17 protein-coding genes and 2 pseudogenes are annotated in these 19419 nt (G+C 41.5%); 6 read left to right on the top strand and 13 right to left on the bottom strand.

Annotated elements, in window-relative coordinates; genetic code table 11:
- Positions 1-9: 9 nt before the first annotated feature.
- The 6 genes from JI666_RS09765 to JI666_RS09790 form a co-directional block, all read right to left on the bottom strand.
- Positions 10-1038, bottom strand: coding sequence for a hypothetical protein (locus JI666_RS09765; RefSeq protein ID WP_206891281.1), 1029 nt, complete (start codon positions 1036-1038; stop codon positions 10-12).
- Positions 1039-1896 (bottom strand): ABC transporter permease subunit, encoded by an 858-nt coding sequence (locus JI666_RS09770; RefSeq protein ID WP_206891282.1) that lies wholly within the window; start codon positions 1894-1896, stop codon positions 1039-1041.
- Positions 1897-2006: 110 nt separating this feature from the next.
- Positions 2007-3200 (bottom strand): Bcr/CflA family efflux MFS transporter, encoded by a 1194-nt coding sequence (locus JI666_RS09775; protein WP_206891283.1) that lies wholly within the window; start codon positions 3198-3200, stop codon positions 2007-2009.
- 258 nt (positions 3201-3458) lie between these two features.
- Complete coding sequence (locus JI666_RS09780) at positions 3459-4550, bottom strand: NADH:flavin oxidoreductase (protein ID WP_349769319.1); 1092 nt, start codon at positions 4548-4550, stop codon at positions 3459-3461.
- Between the two features lie 138 nt (positions 4551-4688).
- Positions 4689-5198, bottom strand: coding sequence for a DinB family protein (locus JI666_RS09785; RefSeq protein ID WP_206891285.1), 510 nt, complete (start codon positions 5196-5198; stop codon positions 4689-4691).
- 70 nt (positions 5199-5268) lie between these two features.
- Entirely contained in the window at positions 5269-5823 is a 555-nt protein-coding gene (locus JI666_RS09790) for a cysteine hydrolase family protein (protein WP_206891286.1), read from the bottom strand.
- Positions 5824-6009: 186 nt separating this feature from the next.
- On the opposite strand from JI666_RS09790, the gene JI666_RS09795 reads away from it, so the two are divergent.
- Entirely contained in the window at positions 6010-7077 is a 1068-nt protein-coding gene (locus JI666_RS09795) for a phosphatidylglycerol lysyltransferase domain-containing protein (RefSeq protein ID WP_206891287.1), read from the top strand.
- Positions 7078-7410: 333 nt separating this feature from the next.
- On the opposite strand, the gene secD is transcribed toward JI666_RS09795, so the two are convergent.
- Positions 7411-8661: a protein translocase subunit SecD gene (secD, locus tag JI666_RS09800; protein WP_206891288.1), complete on the bottom strand. Its 1251-nt coding sequence runs from the start codon at positions 8659-8661 to the stop codon at positions 7411-7413.
- 271 nt (positions 8662-8932) lie between these two features.
- Here secD and JI666_RS09805 point away from each other — a divergent pair, with 271 nt between their 5' ends.
- On the top strand, positions 8933-10066 hold the full coding sequence (locus JI666_RS09805; protein ID WP_206891289.1) for an AbrB family protein: 1134 nt from the start codon (positions 8933-8935) through the stop codon (positions 10064-10066).
- A gap of 804 nt (positions 10067-10870) precedes the next feature.
- Here JI666_RS09805 and JI666_RS09810 read toward each other — a convergent pair.
- The 5 genes from JI666_RS09810 to JI666_RS09830 form a co-directional block, all read right to left on the bottom strand.
- Entirely contained in the window at positions 10871-11032 is a 162-nt protein-coding gene (locus JI666_RS09810) for a YvrJ family protein (protein ID WP_206891290.1), read from the bottom strand.
- Positions 11033-11101: 69 nt separating this feature from the next.
- Positions 11102-11320, bottom strand: coding sequence for a DUF2922 domain-containing protein (locus JI666_RS09815; RefSeq protein ID WP_206891292.1), 219 nt, complete (start codon positions 11318-11320; stop codon positions 11102-11104).
- Positions 11321-11357: 37 nt separating this feature from the next.
- Positions 11358-11576, bottom strand: coding sequence for a DUF1659 domain-containing protein (locus JI666_RS09820; protein ID WP_206891294.1), 219 nt, complete (start codon positions 11574-11576; stop codon positions 11358-11360).
- 124 nt (positions 11577-11700) lie between these two features.
- Positions 11701-13470: a sulfatase-like hydrolase/transferase gene (locus JI666_RS09825; protein WP_206891295.1), complete on the bottom strand. Its 1770-nt coding sequence runs from the start codon at positions 13468-13470 to the stop codon at positions 11701-11703.
- Between the two features lie 274 nt (positions 13471-13744).
- Complete coding sequence (locus JI666_RS09830; protein ID WP_206891296.1) at positions 13745-14488, bottom strand: SDR family NAD(P)-dependent oxidoreductase; 744 nt, start codon at positions 14486-14488, stop codon at positions 13745-13747.
- An 89-nt stretch (positions 14489-14577) separates the two neighbouring features.
- Between JI666_RS09830 and JI666_RS09835 the strand changes: the two are divergent.
- From JI666_RS09835 to JI666_RS09850, 4 genes and pseudogenes are all read left to right on the top strand, one after another.
- A pseudogene (locus tag JI666_RS09835) lies at positions 14578-14769 on the top strand (NIPSNAP family protein); the annotation flags it as partial.
- A 150-nt stretch (positions 14770-14919) separates the two neighbouring features.
- Positions 14920-15244: pseudogene (locus JI666_RS09840) on the top strand (NUDIX hydrolase).
- A gap of 266 nt (positions 15245-15510) precedes the next feature.
- A complete protein-coding gene (locus tag JI666_RS09845) occupies positions 15511-17040 on the top strand; it encodes a BCCT family transporter (RefSeq protein ID WP_206891297.1) in 1530 nt (509 codons plus the stop codon).
- Between the two features lie 175 nt (positions 17041-17215).
- On the top strand, positions 17216-17992 hold the full coding sequence (locus JI666_RS09850) for a 3-hydroxybutyrate dehydrogenase (RefSeq protein ID WP_206891298.1): 777 nt from the start codon (positions 17216-17218) through the stop codon (positions 17990-17992).
- A gap of 66 nt (positions 17993-18058) precedes the next feature.
- Here JI666_RS09850 and JI666_RS09855 read toward each other — a convergent pair whose 3' ends face one another.
- Positions 18059-19348, bottom strand: a complete 1290-nt coding sequence (locus tag JI666_RS09855; RefSeq protein ID WP_206891299.1) for a GntP family permease — start codon at positions 19346-19348, stop codon at positions 18059-18061.
- Positions 19349-19419 lie beyond the last annotated feature (71 nt).

Here is a 19419-nt window from a genome sequence, read left to right on the forward strand (position 1 = left end):
TCAATCGTTTTACAAATAATCAAAGGAACCTTTCTCTATCTTCACCCTGTTACCAACTTCTTTGTTCACTTTCTTCTTGTCCACTTTCAAACCTTTTGCCGACTGAATCTCGCTAGTTTCAAGTGCTGCTTCAAACCCTTCAATGGTTAACTTGAATGCAAGGATCGCTATTGTAAAACAGACAATTGGCACTAATGGAATCCAATAATAATCTGTGAACAGAAAGCGAAAGTTACTACCGATTAATCCAGACCATTCACTTGAGAAGGATACAAAGACAGCTTTATCAAACATGTCTGTTGTTAGGATTGCACCGCCAAAGAGAATGTTCAATATACCCAAATGCGCTAGTAAGAGCAATACCTGTATTACTTCTCGAACAAATAGTAGAAATAACTGCGGTCGCAAATATGGCATAAGATGAACACGCAAAAGGTGGAACCTGCTTCCTCCTAACACCTTCACACTATCAATGAATTCCTTATTCTGAATAAGGCTTACTTCTTTTGAAACATTAATCAAGACAATCGGTACACCAATCAGAACAAGCACAACCATCTCAAATAGAACTCGTTCAGAAAATGTTGTGGTGAATCCATCTATGAAACCGTCTTTCATCAGTACCCAGCTTAAGCATAAATAAGCAAGAATCGATGCCGGGAAGTAATATAGTCCCTCAAAAATCGGCTTAACCTTTTGTAGTATTCGACGGCAATAGAGTTGCAGGAATATCCCTAATAGACTGGATAATAAGAAGCGCATTAAGGCGATAACTAATGCCAAGCCAATCGTATATTTTGCACCAATTAGGATAACAAAGAACAAATCTTGCGAGACCTGATCCGTTCCAAAAGGGGGATAGTCCAATGGTGAATAAGGTGGTCGAGCGATGATGTCTCCATTGACGTCTGTTTTGATTTCCGCTTTAGGGATGTCATTGTCATAAATGATACTGTATAACAAACTTGAAGTAATCAGTAACAGGATAAAACTACTACCAAGCATAAAGCGTTTATTTTTCAAGAGTAATGTCATCATCTAGTTTGGCACCTCCTCACCTGTGAAATGTGTGATGAGACGCCTTACAACTAATTCTAATATGTAAATGGGGATAAAGATCATGATGATGCTTAGCATCACAATTTGCGCGCTAACATTCGAAATGATAAACCAGGTGATTCCATATAGATTAAAAATCACCTCAAGCATAACGAGATTCGTCAGCATAAATAAAATAATCGACTTTGAATGATTTACGACGCTAACTAGAGAATTTCTAGTAATGTGTTTGAGCAAGATGATCCATCTTGCAATGCCTTTGCCTCTCGCAAGCTCCACATAGGGTCTCGTTAATTCATCTTCAAATATGAAAATCATGATCCGGTAGAGAAAAATAGATGGCAGAATAGAAAATGTCACAAGAGGTAGAAAGAGAGGGCGATCAAACCCGCCTACAACTTCAAACAGAAGAATACCAGTCTGTTTGTAGAGGGTAACAAAAGCCAGCTGGACAATCACAATAATAAAAATATCAGGAACGGCTTCTAGTAGTCCCAAGGTTTTCTTCAGGAGATCTCGTAACATTCTAGGTAGAAAAAAAGTTACCATCGTTAACATGAGCGCTGTGACGAAAGCGAGTATAAAGCCAAGTAGAAGAATCGAAATAGAATAGCCATAATACTCGAAAATAATCGGAAAAACAGAACGTTCTATCCCACTTCCTTCTGGTGTTTCATAGGTAATCGTTGATAGATTTACGATTGCTTTCACGTTCGCTATAAATTGATCAAATAATAAAGGCAAGCTGAAATGGATTCCGCTCTGAAACAAACCTGCAATACTCACAATTAGCACGATACTTAACAAAATGATAAAGAAACGTATAACACCCTTCATGACTGTGCACTCCTCACTTTCCCTTTACTAGTAAAGACGAGAGACAGCAAGAATAGTTTCCAAAAAAACATAAAAAAGCGACTCCTTACTAAAAGGTAGTCGCCTATCATCTATTTTCTACTTGTTAAGGTAAAGAATATAATCGAACCAATCAAGGAAGTGCCAAATAGAATCGTTCCCATCGGTACAGCGGTCGTTTCATTAATCCCGACAAGGGGTGAAACCATCGCACCAAATAGGAGGGGTAGCATTCCTAATACGGCACTCGCACTGCCAGCCCGATGTCCTTGTTTCTCCATTGCGAGTGTAAATGTGCTTGTAATCACCATTCCCATCGCGGTCATGTAGATAAAGATCGGCACAACAAGCGTTGCAAGAGGTCCCTCAATAATTGTCATAATAAGGAGGAAAAGGGTCGCACTAACTGCTGTAATGACAGCAGTTCTGAGCAAGCTACGTTCATGGAAGAAGGCACTCAGTCGTCCAATCATATAACTTCCTGAAATAATAGCGAGACCGTTTATCCCAAATAGGATACTGAAAACCTGTGGAGAAACGTTGTATATGCCCTGGTATACGAACGGCGTTCCTGACACATAAGCGAAGCTTCCGCCATGTACAAATCCAATCGTTAGAGCATAACCAATAAAGGAACGATCTTTAATAAGACTTCCGATCGTACGAATAGATTGGCTAATTGTACCTGGCATCCGTTTCTCAGGTGGTAGTGTTTCCGGTAATTTGAACTTAATAACTGCTACGATAACGAGTCCTAGAAAACCAAGAAAGTAGAAAATGGTATTCCACGTAGCGAAAGGTAATAACAGAATCGCTCCCCCTGTCATTGGAGCAATCATTGGTGCTGTCGCATTGATCACCATGAGCAATGCGAAGAATTTCGTAAGCTCTCTCCCACTGAACACGTCTCGTACAACCGCACGAGAGAGTACAACGCCTGCTGAAGCGGTAAATCCCTGAAGAAAGCGCGCAATAATAAGCGTGATGATGTTCGGCGCAATCGCACATAGAATCGATGACACGGCGAATAAGAAAATAAAAATTAATAATGGTTTTCTTCTACCTTGCCCATCACTATATGGTCCGACGACAAGTTGGCCGATCGCAAGTCCTACTAAACAAGTGGTTAAACTAAGTTGGACAAGCGATGCACTTGCCCCTAAGTCACTTGCAATCCCTGGGAAACTCGGCAAATACATATCTATATTAAGAGGACCTAATATCCCAAGCATACCGAGCAGGAAAGCGAGGCCCAGACGTTCTTTTCCTGTAGGATTTTGTATCATGATTAATAACACCTTTCTTTGTCTAAATAACTCAATCGATTTTAGCAAACAGATGGCAACAAAACAATTGATTTGAATTTGTTCAGAATACTACATAAAAAGAGAGCTGCCGGATAGCAGCTCTCTTTGATGGTTTGGACAATAAAAATAGATTTTGGACATAATATCTGAATTTCAGACAATATAATGAAAATCTGGCCGTTAAATGAAGATTTCAGCTAATATATCACCAATCCAGCTCTATTTAGCACATCTAGCTTACGTTAATTTCTTAAGTGACTCTTTATCGAACGCCAGCAGATCATTTTCTCTGCCGTCGTGTACTTTTTTCACCCATTCTGGGTCCATTAACAAGGAGCGTCCGATGGCGACAAGGTCAAACTCTTCGTTCTCGACTCTCTCGATAAGACCATCAAGACTCGTTGTTTCAGCACCTGCGAAGCTAGTGAATTCTCCATTAAGTCCAACGGATCCAACAGAAATAACAGGCTTGCCTGTTAGTTTCTTAGTCCAACCAGCTAAGTTCAAATCAGATCCTTCAAACTCAGGCTCCCAGAAACGTCGTGTTGAACAGTGGAAAATATCCACTCCTGCTTCAACTAGAGGTTGTAAGAAACGCTCTAACTCTTCAGGCGTTGTAGCAAGTTTTGCTTTAAAGTCATTCATTTTCCATTGAGAGAAACGGAAAATGATTGGGAAATCTGGTCCAACTTCACGTCGGCACGCTTCTATGATTTCAACAGCAAAGCGAGTACGACCAACAAGGTCACCACCATAGCGATCGGTACGCTTATTCGTTTGTTCCCAGAAGAATTGATCGATTAAATAACCATGTGCTCCATGAAGCTCAATTCCATCGAAACCAATTCGTTTTGCATCAGCTGCTGCTTGCGCATAGGCTTCTACCAGTTGTACAACTTCTTCTTCCGTCAATGGTTCAGTTACTTTCTCACCGTCTAAACTGAGTCCCGATGGACCAACAGGCAAAGCGTCTTCATTCGGAAGATCACCTTTGCTACGAGTCATTCCTACATGCCAGAGCTGTGGGACAATTTTCCCACCTACGCTGTGAACTTCCTTCACAACATTCGCCCAGCCATTTAATGCTGCTTCCCCATGAAAGACAGGGATGCTTGCACCTGAAACAGATGCCGGATGGTTAATTCCAGTTCCTTCCGTTACGATCAAGCCTACTTCATTTTCAGCTCTGCGGCGGTAGTAAGCTGCCACATCTTCTCCCGGTATATTATCTGGTGAAAAGCCACGCGTCATGGGCGCCATCACCGTACGATTTGATAGTGTTAAGTTATCACTAGTAAATGATTGAAATAATGGTTTTGTAGATGCCACGAGAAGTCCTCCTATTATTTTGATATAACACGTATTATTTCAGATTCAAGCTAGAAAGAAAAAGTATCTGCTTACACTGAAAAAAACGAGCCTTCTTTCTGTAGCAAATAGGAGGACTCGTTTAATTAAGCCAAAACATTATATTTGTTCAGGATATGCTGAGTACCGATTGATATCCGACGCTGTGATGAGATCTGTATCGGGAGGTTCGTATCCAAGCTGACGGGCTAGCCAAACAATTTGGCCTTTGTGATGAAATTCATGGGTCGACGTATGGGTGTAGAGCCATAGTACTGAGAACTCCTCCTCTTCATCCTGAACGCCACGACTAATTTTCTTTTCCTCTTGTCCCTCAAAGTGATCCAAGAACCGATAAACTAGCTGATCCACTTCGTCAAACAACTTCCGCATTTCATTCACGTCATTCACTTGTTCAGGACGTTCGAAAAAGTCAGGATCTTTCAAGCCAACTTTTCCTAGCCAGTAGTGATAGCATTCTGCGACGTGTTGGTGGAGAGAACGCATCGAATTGCCACCGAACGTATCCATTTCTTTCGTATAATCTTCTTGGTTAACCTTTTCACAGAAATGAAAGAGTAACTTCCTCGTGTGCATGACCCAGTCATACTGTTCTTTTAGTACATTCATTGTTTTTTCCTCCTGTGGGTTAATAAATCCTTTGTTATGTATTCCTTGTCATGTTCTTACTAAACCTTTTCTAGAGTTTTAACTCTTTTATTAACTCCTTTGTTGTAAGAATCGTCGCAAATTCGTCATGTAACGTTGCTAACGTTAATTCGTGTATTTGTTCAGGTGGATGATACGTTCCATTCTGATCAGTTAATCCGTACGTTGCCGTTGCATCTGAAATGAGAAAAGTATTAAACCCTAAATTACCACTCATTCGAGTTGTTGTAGATACGCAGTGAGCGGTAGTCAGCCCAGTTATCACAATATCGGTGATGTTATTATCCTGCAAGTACGCTTCTAGGTTCGTTCCGATAAAACCGCTATTTACTTTCTTAGTAAAAATTGCTTCATCCTGTTCAGGTTTAACGATGTCTTTGATTTTGAATCCCTTATTCTCAGGATGAAAAAGTGAATTAGGATCATCAGACTGGTGTTGGATATAAACAACGGGGTGTTCAGTTTCACGAAAGAGCGCTAGGATCCTGCTAATGTTGTCTTCTGCTTGAATGTTATTTCGTTTGCCCCACTTATTATTTTCAAATGCTTGTTGTACATCAACAATGACTAATGCTTTTGAGCGCATAAACCTTCCTCCTTCATACAAAAAACTGCCACACTAACTAATTCTAAAATCGATTATAAAATCCTGCAGGGCAAACTACTCGTTCCCATCGCTATAAACATTCATAGACTCGTTGAAATTTCCTACTAAAGAACAGGCGTGTTTATGGTATCTTAAGATAGATGTATCTTTCTCAGGAGGGAAAAGATGATTTATTTAAAGAAATGGATAACTGATTTCAGATCACCATCCTATGTGGCGGAGTTCGATGTCGAACAAGTTTCCGCTTTCTTAAAAGAACATGGTGGTCATCATTTATCACATTTAATGTTATTGAAAGACAAAGAAATTTACTGGGCACAGCAACGTAATGTGTTAATTGCTTACAAACAGATCGCATCTAAATTGGTCGTATTGGGAGATCCCATTGGCGATGAATCCTTACTATTTGAAGCGATGAAAGAATTCTGTACATATGCCGAGTGCAAGGGTCTTACACCCATCTTCTATCAGGTTAGTCGGAAGTACATGGCCTATTATCATGAGCTCGGTTATCGATTCTTGAAACTAGGGGAAGAAAGTGTGATGGACCTTGATGCCTTTTCGCTAGCAGGTAAAAAAGGAGCAAAACTGCGTACAAGATGTAACAAGTTTGCTCGTAACTCCTTTTCATTTAGCGTCGTGCATCCGCCATATACGAACGAACTTCTCTCAACCTTATCGAAGGTTTCTGACTCTTGGCTTGGCGATCAGAAGGAAAAGGGGTTTTCCGTCGTTTCGTTTAGTGAAGAATACGTATCAAGTTTTCCTATCGCCTTATTGTCTGATCCTAAAGGTGAGATCGTTGCGTTTGCTACTCTAGCAACGGATTATAAAAGTAGCGTGTGTATCGACTTAATGCGTAAACGCTGTGACAGTCCTCACGGTACGATGGATGTACTTTTCATCCACATCTTTAAATGGCTAAAAGAAAACGACTATCGTTCATGTAGCCTTGGAATGGCTCCATTATCTAATGTAGGAAATCATAAAGATGCATTCATGAGCGAGAAGCTAATGCGTCTCGCTTTCAACCACGCAAACTCTTTCTATAATTTCAAAGGTCTTAGAGAGTTCAAAAGTAAGTTTACAGACAAGTGGGAACCTAAATACTTGGTATATAAAAAGACTTGTTTTGTCACTCTTTTTCAATTAATGATTTTAATTAATCGGTCCCCAGTCTCTCAGCCTAAAACTGTTAATCCTATACGATTCTTGTATAAGAAAACTGGATGAAGAATCAGAATGAATAAAGAGGCTGGGACAAAACTAAAATACATGAAGGAAATCGCGAATTTTGAATGGTAAGAGTAAGACCTTAGCGTAGCCAACATACGTAGACTCCTGCGGGAACAGCACGAGTCCGAAGACCCCGCAGGAAAGCGTTTTTTGCTTTCTGAGGAGACTGAGGCCGTGCCCGCGGAAAGCGAAGTATGTTGGCGAAGCGGTTGTTTACTATCTGTAAATTACGAAAGACCCGATCTGATTCAAATGAATTGTTCGGGTCTTTCTCATAGTTATTTACTTATGTCCCAGCCTCTTTTTCTATCGTACACACAACTCTTCACGTTACTTTCTATCCTCATACCACTCTACTACAAGAGATTCGCCAATCATATAAAGCAGTAATCGTAACAATGCATAGCATGTCAGAAACCCAGCGACGATGCTAATAAGTAACATAGTCGCGAAACCTTTCACACTTCCTACACCAAATAAGAAAAGACCCGCTGCCGTCATTAACGTTGTGAGTTGAGCATCACCTATCGTGACAAATGTTCGATTAGAAGCATTCATTACAGTCTGTAAGAACGACTTTCCTGGTTGGACTTCTTCTTTTAGGCGTTCGAATTTAATGATTGTTGCATCCACCGCTATACCAAGTCCTAATATAAAAGCCGCTAATCCTGTTAAGGTTAGTACCCCTTCAAAGAAAACAAATAGTCCTATAGTAAGATAGAGATAACTGATCATACATAAGATCGAAACGAGTCCGAGTAAACGATATCGCCACACCATGAACGAAAAAACAAGTATGATTGCGACAATTCCAGAAATCAACGTTTGATTTAAGGATTTCTCACCAAGTTTGGCACTTACAGATTGAGAGGATAATTCTTTAAGTGGAGCAGGAAGTTTACCAGTGGTTATAGCTTTTGCTATCATTTCTGATTCTTGCTTTGTAAGTTGGCTACCCAATGCCATGCCAGATCTTGACCACGCTTGATTCATTTTCCCTTCAAAAATAATCTTTGAATTTCCCCTTGAATTCTCTTCTTTATAGGAGTCACCATTCATGTAATCAAGCCATAGCACCAGTCTCTTTCCTTCATATTTATTTGTCACTCTCTCCATATCCACGGATTCAGTAAAATCAATTGATACGATAGGCGGGCTATTCTCAGAAGTCTTTTCTATTTCTACAGAAGAAAAGTCTCTAGAGGAAAATACAAGTTGATCATTCGTATCTCGGAACGTAATATTTCCCCCAATTGAAATAAACTCTCTAGCCTCTTCTTGGTCTTTCACTCCAGGCACCTGCACGCGAATACGATTGTTATCTTCAATTGTAATAACCGGTTCACTTATTCCTAGCAAGTTGATACGATCACTAATTAAGGAAGCCATTTGGGTAAGAAGCTCCTGTTCAGGAATCTCATTGCCTTCATATGGTTCCTTTACTTCATAAAGAATTTCAAATCCCCCTTGTAAATCCAATCCCATCTTTATTTCTTCTACGATGTTTTTTGACGTAGTGAAAAAAAGGAGAAATAGTAAAGAAATCGTAACCGTTGTTGAAACCACCCAGCTTACTTTCATATGTAAAAACACCCTTATTTTATAGATATTTCCATTGTGTCAAAGTGCAAAGTCAATTACTAGACATTTGGTTAGCGTTATTAAAATTAAAATCAACTTTACAATTATTATTGTAAAAAAATGTTCATGTAACACTCTATTTATATTTGCTCGTTATGATGAAACCAGATCAAAGGGAAATACTAATGGAATGGTAACCCTTTTTTCCTAACAGTCGTGATTAAAACTCAACTACAAGAAAATCACTTTGGAAGGAGCGGTTAGTACCGCCATGAAAAACCAAACACTACTCACAAATAGTTGGTTCATCTTATTGAGCAGCATTGGAGGCTATCTTCTCTCATTAACTGGAATGGCAATTGGTTGGATGATTGGAACGCTTATCGTCGCAGGATTTGTATCTTTTTGGAAACCTTCATGGATCGTTGGGCAAACTCAAAGTAGCATTCGTCCATATTGGCGACACATCGGACAGGCTATTCTAGGGATTGAACTAGGGCAACAAATTAGTCTATCTGTGGTTCATCATTTCGAAAGAAACTGGATGTTAATTACACTAATGCTTCTATTGACGATTATTTTTGCACTGCTAGCAGGCTATCTTCTGTGGCGTTATACAAATGCGGATATGTTAACAAGTCTTCTTGGTACAACACCAGGGGGGATCTCTGCTATGCCTAGTATCGCTGAAGAAGTAGGAGCCAACACGATGACAGTCAGTATTGTTCAAATGATTCGCATCTTTCTAGTAGTTGGGACAGTTCCATTAATAGCTAGTTATTCGCAATCTGGAGGTACTGGCGTTATAGAAACCACAGCTGTTCAGGGTGAGATGGCATATATTGCAAACGGGTTTAGCCTCACTTCTTTCCTATGGACTGCTTTACTCGTCATAGGCTCCTTTGGAGGGTATCGTATTGGGAAGTTATTAAAGTTACCTGCACCATGGTTAGTTGGTGGAATGCTTGGTGTTGGTGTTGTACACATGATCGGCTCTTCCTATCTTGGAGAGAACCTCACAGGGTGGTGGCCACACTGGTTAATCATACTTGCACAGATTCTGATTGGAGCAAGCATTGGCTCACGCCTACATAAAGATATGTTTGTTGGCGCAAGACAAATTGTCATCGTTGGCCTCCTCACTTCGATTGGCCTTGTTGCAGTTATGACACTATGTGCCTTTGGTGTTTCTGAAGCAACAGGTATTCCGTTTGTTACCTCTGTGCTAGCATTTGCACCTGGTGGTGTCGCAGAAATGGCAACCGCATCTGTTGCGTTTCATGCAAACCCTGCTTTTGTTGTAGCTGTTCAAACGCTACGGTTAGTTACAATTTTCTTAGTACTCCCTCCTTTTTTCCGTCTATTGAACCGTCAGACAAACCATGTTGTTACAAAGTCCAGTTAAAGTTGATCACCAATTGGATTGACTGATTAGTAGTCTGCTGTCTTTCATTAAGATAGCAGGCTACTTTTATCGTTGGTGAAAATCCAACTTCAAAATCTGATTCGCTCCCCCCTCTTTTCAACTAGAAAGCATTCGCTTCTCTTTCACACTTTTCTTCTTTATCTACAGATTAACCCGAGTAGGTGATACTGTACTTTTTCAGTATCGTAATAAACCTTTCTAACAATTAGTCTGTTCTTGTCCCTTGTGCTCTTAACCCCTGAAGGCACTAGATTCGATAGGAAACATTGGACAGAGAACGACTACCTTTACAGCGCTGACAAGAATACATCAGCACTGTAAAAGCAGCCGTCCACTAATACTGAAGTATACTGAGACCGTCTTAGGTTTCCACCGTATCACCCGATTTGAACGCTTGAATTCCTTCAACAGCACACTTTCTACACATCAAACCAGTCCAATGTGCGTGGTCTTTGCGCTGCTACCCGTACCGTAGTACGCCTGGTTACCATACCGAACCGTTAGGGCCGTTCTCGCCATAGCTTCTCACCACATAAACCGGGAAATGTGTACTCTTGAGAACGCTGAATTTTCTGCATCGGCTTCAGCTCACCTGACAAGTTTAGTTTAAGAACGTGTGGTAGGCATTCCACGTTCTGAACAACGGCACACTTTAAGAAACCTCACAATCGCCTCTTTTAAAAAGAAGATTGGAAGCCGTTGTTCACTATGAAATTAGGGATATGTATAAAAAAAGAGCGAGGTCCACCGTTTGTGCTGAACCTCAGCTACAGTGTTTTGGGATTACATCACTTTCTTATTCAAACGTTGTGCAGTCAGATGATCTGGTAACTGAAGAATCGTTTCATTCAGCGTATCGAGCTTTTCTTCAATGCGGTCCAGCAGGTAAAGCGTTACTACAATCGGAAAACCAACATCGCTGATGAGTGACATCCAGGATTCCATCTTCTTTCCCCCCCTCGTCTGTTTTCGTCATCAAGAAAGAGGAAGGACCAAGCCCCTCCTCATTTTCATTTAGCTGATCACGATATCATTCTCGTTACGTTCTACTAGTCGCGCGCCTTTCTTAGCTGTTACATCGCCACCGCTAGTTGTGAAGCAGTTTTGAGCGATGATCGCGTCCATTGCCGCAGCAATTGCAGCTGGATTAACCGGCTCTACTGGATCGCTTAGTGTGATCGAGAATGGTTTGTTGTCTCGTGTATTGAATTGAAGTTCAAGTGTTTTTGCCATTGTGATTACCCTCCTTTCTTAGTTATTCAGTTGTTGATTAAGCCTGTAGATCAGATGAATCATTACGCTCAACCGCAAATAGGTTGTGCTGCTGTAGTGGCGCTAGCGCAAGTGCTACTGCAAAAAGCGCATCAGGTGTTGCGGAAGGCTTCACGTTGTTGAAGTTCTTGCTTCGGAAAATCGATTTGCCGTTCTCGTCAACTCCAGTTTCAAGTACCATTCGAAGCTGCGTGTTCATGAGAGATGCTGTTGCCATGTTGATCACCTCCTTTCACCCTATATATCGTTTTGAAAATGGAAAAAGGGACATGTTTGTTAAAAAAATTTTATTCAATAAAAAAAGCGCCCCATCTTGGTATAGATGGGACACCTTTTTGTACTTAGAATTCACAGGATGGCATTCCAGGTACGTTGCCACTGCTTGGGGATAACCTTTTCTTACGACATTGTTCTTCAAGCATCACGCTCAACCGCGCTTGTATTTTATTTGTTTCTGGTGTTTGGTAAGCTGGGTCGGCTAAATTTCGTTCTTCTAAAGGATCAGAGGACAAATTATACAATTCGAATTCATCAGGTAGCGGTGTTGTTTTAGTCGTTGTCACGCAGTGCGAATACTGGACATCTGAATTCGGAGGCACTGGAGTATCCTCGTGAAGAACCACATCCTGAACTCCTGGATTACTCCAGAACTGAGGATTATCGTAGTACCTTGAGAACTTCCAAAGCTCATGTTTCTTTTCTTCACCAGTTGGAAGTGTGGTGATTACTGCTTCAATGTGATTTGGTTGGACGACGGATTCGTAAGGTTGCCCAGTGACGGAGACCTGGTTTAACCCTCTAGTTACATCATCATCTGTCATAAAATAAAGCGGCTCATTAGCACGATCAAACCTTCTTTTCCCTTTCAGTAGCGGAGTAAGATCTCGCCCAACTAGAGGGTGGACTTCTGTGTGATCAACGCTTAATGTTTCTTGCGCTTTTTTTGGATTAATTCCGGCGAGCCCTAACATCGTAGGAAGGACATCAACATGACTCGTTAACATCGTTGTGCTCTGTCTTCCTGAGAAAAGCTTTGGGCTGTGGATAATCATCGGAACATGAATCGACTCCTCATATGTGTTGTACCATTTTTGATACAGCTGTCCGTGAGCGCCTAATAGCTCTCCATGATCTGAAAGGAAAATCACAACGGTGTTTTCATAAAAGGTGGATTTTTGCAGTGCTGTAAACACCTTATGCATTTCATCATCTGCTTGCTTTTGTAGCGAATAATACAATTGACGATAGAAAAGGTCATCTTTCAGTGGCTGCAGTGCTTTCGGGTAAGTTGTGCGATAGCTTCTTTGTGCAGTCGGCTTCGTTCGTAGCGACTCTCCAGCAGTAGGAGCTTGCGGAATATTTGGAACAGATGGGTCGACTTTGAAATCATATAAGCCACTTTGGGCTGCAAATACGCCGTATAGCGCAATGTCGTGGGGGTTAATGAACGAACTCATAATCATCCATGGAGATTCGTCAGACTCTTCTTTTTCGAGAGATTGAATTAACTCCACTACTTCAGCCGCATAAATAACGTCTCGACCGCTGATTCCAACTGCAGCAGATGAAGCTGAATTTCGGGGATTTGTGCCATGTGGCTCAGGCCCAACCCATCCGTCGAAACCAAATTCATCTAGTCGACTAGCATTAAGATACTGTTCAACATTTTCCTCATCAGGTACTCCTGTAGACGTATAACTTGCTAACGCGTTGTTCGTTCCAGGAATGAGAATGTCTTCTTCAGATGCGTGCCACTTCCCTTTCCAGTACGTGCGGTATCCAGCCGTGCGTAAGTAATCCCCCATCGTAGGAACTGTATTTCGATCAAGCCAGAAGATGTCAGGATCAAATGGTGTTTTCGCTGCACCACTTGTTTGCGTAACACCATGAAGCGATGGGTACTGTCCTGTGTAAAGCGTTGTTCTACTCGGTGAACAGGCTGTACTACCAGCATAATGTTTCTTAAATTCAAAGCCATTATCTTTTAATAATTCCTGTGTGATTAAATTCTTCCTCCTCCACTCCCTCAATTCTTTATTATCATAAACGGATGGATATCGTTCTTGATCGACCATAAGAATAAGAAAATTTGGCTTTGGATCTTTCGCCATTGTCGGATTACCCCCTTATGTGACAGCCCTGATTCATTGAAGGATGACGCGGTCTTTCGTTCATAAAAGTACCCTACCACACTCTTTAACATCAGGCCGTAAAGCAAGTTCACTCTCTACGCATGCTTTCATTCTCCTACACCATATGCTCCAGCCTAAAGCACGGTTCATGACAAAGAAAAAGCGGGTGGTGACAGGCACCACCCGCTTTATGCTGGAATTTGTCGAATGAGGTTATTCGGTAAGCTCATCCATTCTTTGTTACCTCTACCTTTTAAACATTGGCAGACCCCAACGTCATGCCTCCATCCACGATTACTTCTGTTCCAGTGCAATAAGAGCTTTCATCTGAAACAAGGAATGCGACCGCTCTTGCAATTTCAACAGGTTGGCCGATACGGCCAAGTGGAATGGAACTATAGAATTCAGGAACCCCTTCGCCCTGTGTTGCCATCTTGGTTTCGACTCCACCGGGGTGAATCATGTTAACCCTAATTCCTTTTGGACCTAATTCAATTGCCGCAGCTTTAGACATAGCAACAACTGCCGCTTTAGTTGCAGCATATGCACTTGAATGACCGATCGGGGCAAATGCAGAAATGGATACATTGTTTACAATAGACCCTTTCTGCTGCTTTTCCATTAAAGGAAGAACGGCCTGCATCCCGAGAAAAACGCCAAGCTGATTCACGTTAATTAGCTCTTGATACTCTTCAATTGTTAACTCCGTAAATGCTTTCCGTTTTAAGATTCCAGCATTGTTAATAAGCCCGTCAATTTTCCCGAATTGATCTTCTATCTCTTTCATCACTGCCTCCCAGTGTGACTCCTTTGTCACATCAAGTTCCACAGGATAAGCTTGATCTCCAATCGATTCAGCTACTTCTTTAGCACTTTCATAACGGCGAGCACCTATCACCATTAATGCACCTAATGACGCAAGATACTCAGCAATCGCTTTTCCCTGACCACGGTTACCACCGGTGACTAGAATGACCTGATTTTTTAAATTCGACATACAATCTCTCCCTCATCACTTATCGTAAAATTACTCTATCATAACGCGAAGATAAACCAAATTGATCGAAATAAATTAGGTGATAAATCATTCCTCCAAAACTAAACCAATTCAACGAATTTTTCCATACCTATTTATATCCAAACCAAATGAAACATGGAGCAAAACTAATTGGAAGATGGGTGAATGAAAAGCAGGATGAAATTACAGCGATATGGGAATACGAAAGTTTCGATCACTACGAGAAGATTGGAAAGCAAATAAGAACGAGTAACTTGCATCAAAAAGCTCAAGCACGGAGAAAGGAACTAGGAAAGCTCTATCTTGAGAGCATACAGGATTTTCTAACCTCAACCGCTGAACCCTATTCGTATCATCCCCCCAAACACATTGTTTCAGCTACTTCCGTGATCCTGAATGAAGCAAACGAAATGTTATTAATTAAAGGGCCACGTAGAGGTTGGGAGATTCCCGGCGGTCAAGTGGAAGAAGGTGAATCTTTGATTGAGGCCGCTAAGAGAGAGGCGAAAGAAGAATCAGGAGCAGACATCGAAATCGTGAAGTTCTGTGGCGTATTCCAGGAGTCTCTTCTATCTTTAATAATTTGTTTCTAGCAAAAGCAAATGGCGGGAAGTTAACGATATCGCCTGAGTCCCTATTGATGTAGCGCTTGATATGGTCACTTGGAATAATTTTCGACAGAGAATTGAATTTTGTTTAGACGAAGAGAAACATCCATTTTTTGTTGCGTTTTAAAATGGCAATACCAACAGGGAAGAAGCAGCAATCTGCTTCTTCCCTGTTTCGTTTTCAAGATAGTGGGTATTCTTCAATTACGTTACCTTTTCGACTTTTTTCACTATTTTTCTACATAAAAAGGATGTGGTGGAAAATACTGATAGATAAAGGTTTGATAAGTCTAATAATGTGAGTTATCAGATTAAATCCCTACACTTTACACCATACTAACCGTAGTGATAGAGTAAGTAATTGTGTTTAAAAAGAGATTAAAGGAGTCGTATATGAAAAATAAAGAAACTGGTCGAATTGATTGGCCCGTCTTTGGAATAAGTGGTGGAGTTCTTGTCCTCTTCGTATTTCTTGCACTTTTCGATATTTCATTAGTTGAAAACATCGTAAGCTCAAGCTTTGCCTGGTCAGCGAAATATTTCGGGGCTTTCTGGCAGATCTTAATGCTAGCGACGTTCTTCGTAGGGATTGGCTTAGCCTTCTCGAAATATGGAAAAATCAAACTAGGAGGCATTGACAAGCCCGAGCTAAGCTTATACAAGTGGTTATCCATCATTATGGCGACACTTCTTGCAGGTGGCGGTGTGTTCTGGGCAGCGGCTGAGCCGATGTATCACTTCCTAACAGTTCCCCCTTCTCAAGATGGAAAAGGGATCGAAGCAGGTACACAAAGTGCAGTTGATACAGCACTTGCACAGAGTTTCATGCACTGGGGTTTCCTTGCGTGGGCAATTCTTGGAACGATTAGTGCTGTTGTTATGATGTACGGTCATTACCATAGAGGTATGCCGATGAAACCGCGTACGCTTCTCTATCCAATCTTCGGTGAAAAGCTGCGCCACAGCTGGTTCGGAACGCTCGTTGATGCATTTTCTGTTATTGCTGTTGCAGCTGGTACTATCGGACCGATTGGTTTCCTAGGTTTACAGGCAAGTTATGGTTTGCAGGCGATCTTCGGTATACCAAATCAGTTCAGTACACAGTTCTCAATCATTCTTGCGGTCGTTGTGGTTTCAACGATCTCAGCCGTAACTGGTCTATATAAAGGTATTCAGTACTTAAGTAGCTTTAATGTCCGTCTTGCAATTGGTTTAATGGTCTTTATTGTGATCTTCGGTCCTGGTGGCTTTATTTTAGACCACTTTATCTCAGGCTTTGGTGTTTACATTAATGAATTTGTAACAATGAGTACATTCCGCGCAGATACTGGCTGGCTTTCCTTCTGGACTGTCTTCTTCTGGGGCTGGTTCATTGGGTATGGTCCAATGATGGCCATTCTCGTAAGTCGTATTTCAAGAGGGCGCACGATTCGAGACATTATCATTGCTGTATCGATTTTTGCACCAGTGATTTCAACGTTCTGGTTTACTGTTCTTGGCGGGTCCGGCATCTACTTTGAACTGACAAACGCTGGATCAATTTCAGAAGCACTCAATGCAGCAGGTAACCCAGCAGCGATGTTCGCGATTACCGAACAGTTCCCGCTTGCTAGCATCATCTCACCGTTGTTCTTACTTCTAACGATTCTATTCGTTGTTACAACAAGTGATTCGATGTCCTACACCATTGCAATGGCCGTTACAGGTGAAGGCGATCCCCAAAGATGGCTTCGTGTTTTCTGGGCAATTCTAATGGGTACTGTTGCTGTGATCTTGTTGATTACTGGAGACAGTGGTATTACACAGCTACAGAACTTTATCGTTGTAACAGCTGTTCCGGTATCACTACTGCTCCTACCGATGATATGGCTAGCGCCTAAAGTCGCGAAGGAAATGGCAAAAGATCAGAATATCACGAAATAAGTTATTTCGAAGACGTACCCTTGGGGGTGCGTCTTTTTTTGTGTACGGTGGCTCGCGGGTCGCCGGTTCGCGGGTGCCTGTCACCACCCGGTTTTGGTCGAAAAAAGGCGAAATATCTTGAAGGGCATTTGGGTATCCTAACAATTGATGATTCATATTTAAGGAGGATGCAACGATGCTTGAAGGTAAATGCGCATTAATTACTGGCTCAGGTCAGGGAATTGGGTTAGAAATAGCTACAGAATTTGCAAAGGCTGGCGCGAAGGTGATGCTAAATGACATCAACGAAGATACGTTAAAGGAATCAGTTGAGAGCTTAACGTCACAAGGATTCACAGTTGAAGGTGTTGTCGCTAACGTTGCGAAAGAAGAAGATGTGAAGAATGCAATCGATGAAACGGTTAAGAAGTTTGGACGTATTGATATTCTCGTAAACAATGCCGGAATCCAACACGTTGCACCAATTGAAGAGTTTCCAAGTGAGAAGTATAGTTTAATCCTTGATATTATGCTAAAGGGTCCTTTCTATGCCATTAAGCATGTGTTTCCAATTATGAAAGAACAAGGTTATGGTCGCATCCTTAACATGGCTTCCATTAATGGATTAATTGGATTTGCAGGAAAAGCAGGCTACAACAGTGCAAAACACGGTATTATTGGCCTCACAAAGGTTGCAGCGCTTGAAGGAGCAGATCACGGCATTACAGTAAATGCAATTTGCCCCGGTTATGTAGATACCCCACTCGTTCAGAATCAGCTGGAAGATCTAGCTAAAACACGTAACATCGAGAAAGAGAAAGCATTAGAGCAAGTAATATATCCTCTTGTCCCTCAAAAGCGCTTAATCCAAGTTCAGGAAGTAGCAGATTACTCCATCTTCCTTGTTAGTGAAAAGGCAAAGAGCATTACAGGTCAGGCTGCAGTAATTGACGGTGGTTATACTGCTCAGTAAACAAAAAGACAAATAAAATCCCCGCTGATCTCATATCGAGAGCAGCGGGGATTTCTTTTCGTACATTTAATTAATTCCCATCATAGCTAGGAAAATAATTGCGATCGTAGCAATCATTGGAATGATGAGGCCGACTACAAAAACATCTTTGTAGGAATCCTTATGTGTTAGCCCTGTTACGGTGAAAAGTGTTAGCAACGCACCGTTATGTGGCAGAATTGATGCACCTGAAGCAACGGCCGTTATACGGTGGAATGCTTCAAGACTCATATTATTATTAATCGCAATGTTGTAATACTCTTTCCCAAGTGCTTCAAGCGCAATTCCCATACCACCTGATGCGGATCCTGTTATCATGGCGAGAAGTTGAACGGCGAAGGCTTCTGAGAAATAGGGACTAAGCGGGATTGCAAAGATGAGATCCTTAACCGCTTCAAATCCAGGTGATGCTGTAACGACTGAACCAAATCCTACAGCGGCACTAGTATTAATTGTTGCCATAACTGATCCAGAAGCACCGCCATTAATCGCTTTAATAAACTGCTTATAGTTCTTGAAGTTAAATAACATGATGAGCACGATACCGATTAGAAGCGCTATTAGAATGCTTAGGTTCTCAAAAGCATTAAGCGTTACAACAACCGCGATGAGTGGGATAACGGAAAGAATCCAGTTAGGGAGTTCCTCCTCATTAATGCTTTTCACTTCATTAGATCCCTTTGGTTCGGTAAATGCCTCATCATTTTTCGAGAGCTGATTTTCACGGAATTTAAGATAGAAATATCCTCCAACCGCCATAATTAATCCAGCCACAATTCCAAGAATTGGTGCTGCCATCGTGGACGTTTTAAACGTGTTGATTGGGATAATGTTCTGAATCTGCGGCGTCCCAGGTAGAGCCGTCATTGTAAAAGTAAAAGCCCCGAGTACAAATGTTGAAGGGATAAGCTTACGAGAAACGTTAGCCTGACGGAACATCGCAACTGCAAGAGGGTATACAGCGAACACCACAACGAATAGACTCACGCCCCCGTAAGTCAGAATGGCTGCCGAGAGAAGCATACCAAGAATTGCACGTTTCTCTCCTATTACACTAGAAATTTTGTAAGCAACGGATTGTGCTGCCCCTGTGTCCTCCATTAACTTTCCAAAAATCGCACCGAATAAGAATATCGGGAAATAGGCTTTCGCAAAGTCTACGAATCCTGCCATATACGTATCGGTATATGTAGGTAGAATATCCATACCGCTCAGCAATGCAACAATACCGGATACTAATGGAGCGATCCATATAATTGACCAGCCCATGTACGCAAGTAGCATCAAGAGAGCTAGTCCAATAATAATACTAATCATAGCTGATTTGCCTCCTCAAAAATCTTATGTCTGTTTTACTATGTCCAATCCAGGCAAATCTAAATCGACAA

Source organism: Bacillus sp. NTK071 (genome assembly GCF_017303315.1).
GTDB lineage: Bacteria > Bacillota > Bacilli > Bacillales > Guptibacillaceae > Guptibacillus.

Excerpts from the sequence above, each read along its gene's own strand:
- JI666_RS09765 (WP_206891281.1), bottom strand. The coding sequence starts at position 1,038 with ATGATGACATTACTCTTGAAAAATAAACGCTTTATGCTTGGTAGTAGT.
- JI666_RS09770 (WP_206891282.1), bottom strand. The coding sequence starts at position 1,896 with ATGAAGGGTGTTATACGTTTCTTTATCATTTTGTTAAGTATCGTGCTA.
- JI666_RS09775 (WP_206891283.1), bottom strand. The coding sequence starts at position 3,200 with ATGATACAAAATCCTACAGGAAAAGAACGTCTGGGCCTCGCTTTCCTG.
- JI666_RS09785 (WP_206891285.1), bottom strand. The coding sequence starts at position 5,198 with ATGAATGTACTAAAAGAACAGTATGACTGGGTCATGCACACGAGGAAG.
- JI666_RS09790 (WP_206891286.1), bottom strand. The coding sequence starts at position 5,823 with ATGCGCTCAAAAGCATTAGTCATTGTTGATGTACAACAAGCATTTGAA.
- JI666_RS09795 (WP_206891287.1), top strand. The coding sequence starts at position 6,010 with ATGATTTATTTAAAGAAATGGATAACTGATTTCAGATCACCATCCTAT.
- secD (WP_206891288.1), bottom strand. The coding sequence starts at position 8,661 with ATGAAAGTAAGCTGGGTGGTTTCAACAACGGTTACGATTTCTTTACTA.
- JI666_RS09805 (WP_206891289.1), top strand. The coding sequence starts at position 8,933 with ATGAAAAACCAAACACTACTCACAAATAGTTGGTTCATCTTATTGAGC.
- JI666_RS09810 (WP_206891290.1), bottom strand. The coding sequence starts at position 11,032 with ATGGAATCCTGGATGTCACTCATCAGCGATGTTGGTTTTCCGATTGTA.
- JI666_RS09815 (WP_206891292.1), bottom strand. The coding sequence starts at position 11,320 with ATGGCAAAAACACTTGAACTTCAATTCAATACACGAGACAACAAACCA.
- JI666_RS09820 (WP_206891294.1), bottom strand. The coding sequence starts at position 11,576 with ATGGCAACAGCATCTCTCATGAACACGCAGCTTCGAATGGTACTTGAA.
- JI666_RS09825 (WP_206891295.1), bottom strand. The coding sequence starts at position 13,470 with ATGGCGAAAGATCCAAAGCCAAATTTTCTTATTCTTATGGTCGATCAA.
- JI666_RS09830 (WP_206891296.1), bottom strand. The coding sequence starts at position 14,488 with ATGTCGAATTTAAAAAATCAGGTCATTCTAGTCACCGGTGGTAACCGT.
- JI666_RS09845 (WP_206891297.1), top strand. The coding sequence starts at position 15,511 with ATGAAAAATAAAGAAACTGGTCGAATTGATTGGCCCGTCTTTGGAATA.
- JI666_RS09850 (WP_206891298.1), top strand. The coding sequence starts at position 17,216 with ATGCTTGAAGGTAAATGCGCATTAATTACTGGCTCAGGTCAGGGAATT.
- JI666_RS09855 (WP_206891299.1), bottom strand. The coding sequence starts at position 19,348 with ATGATTAGTATTATTATTGGACTAGCTCTCTTGATGCTACTTGCGTAC.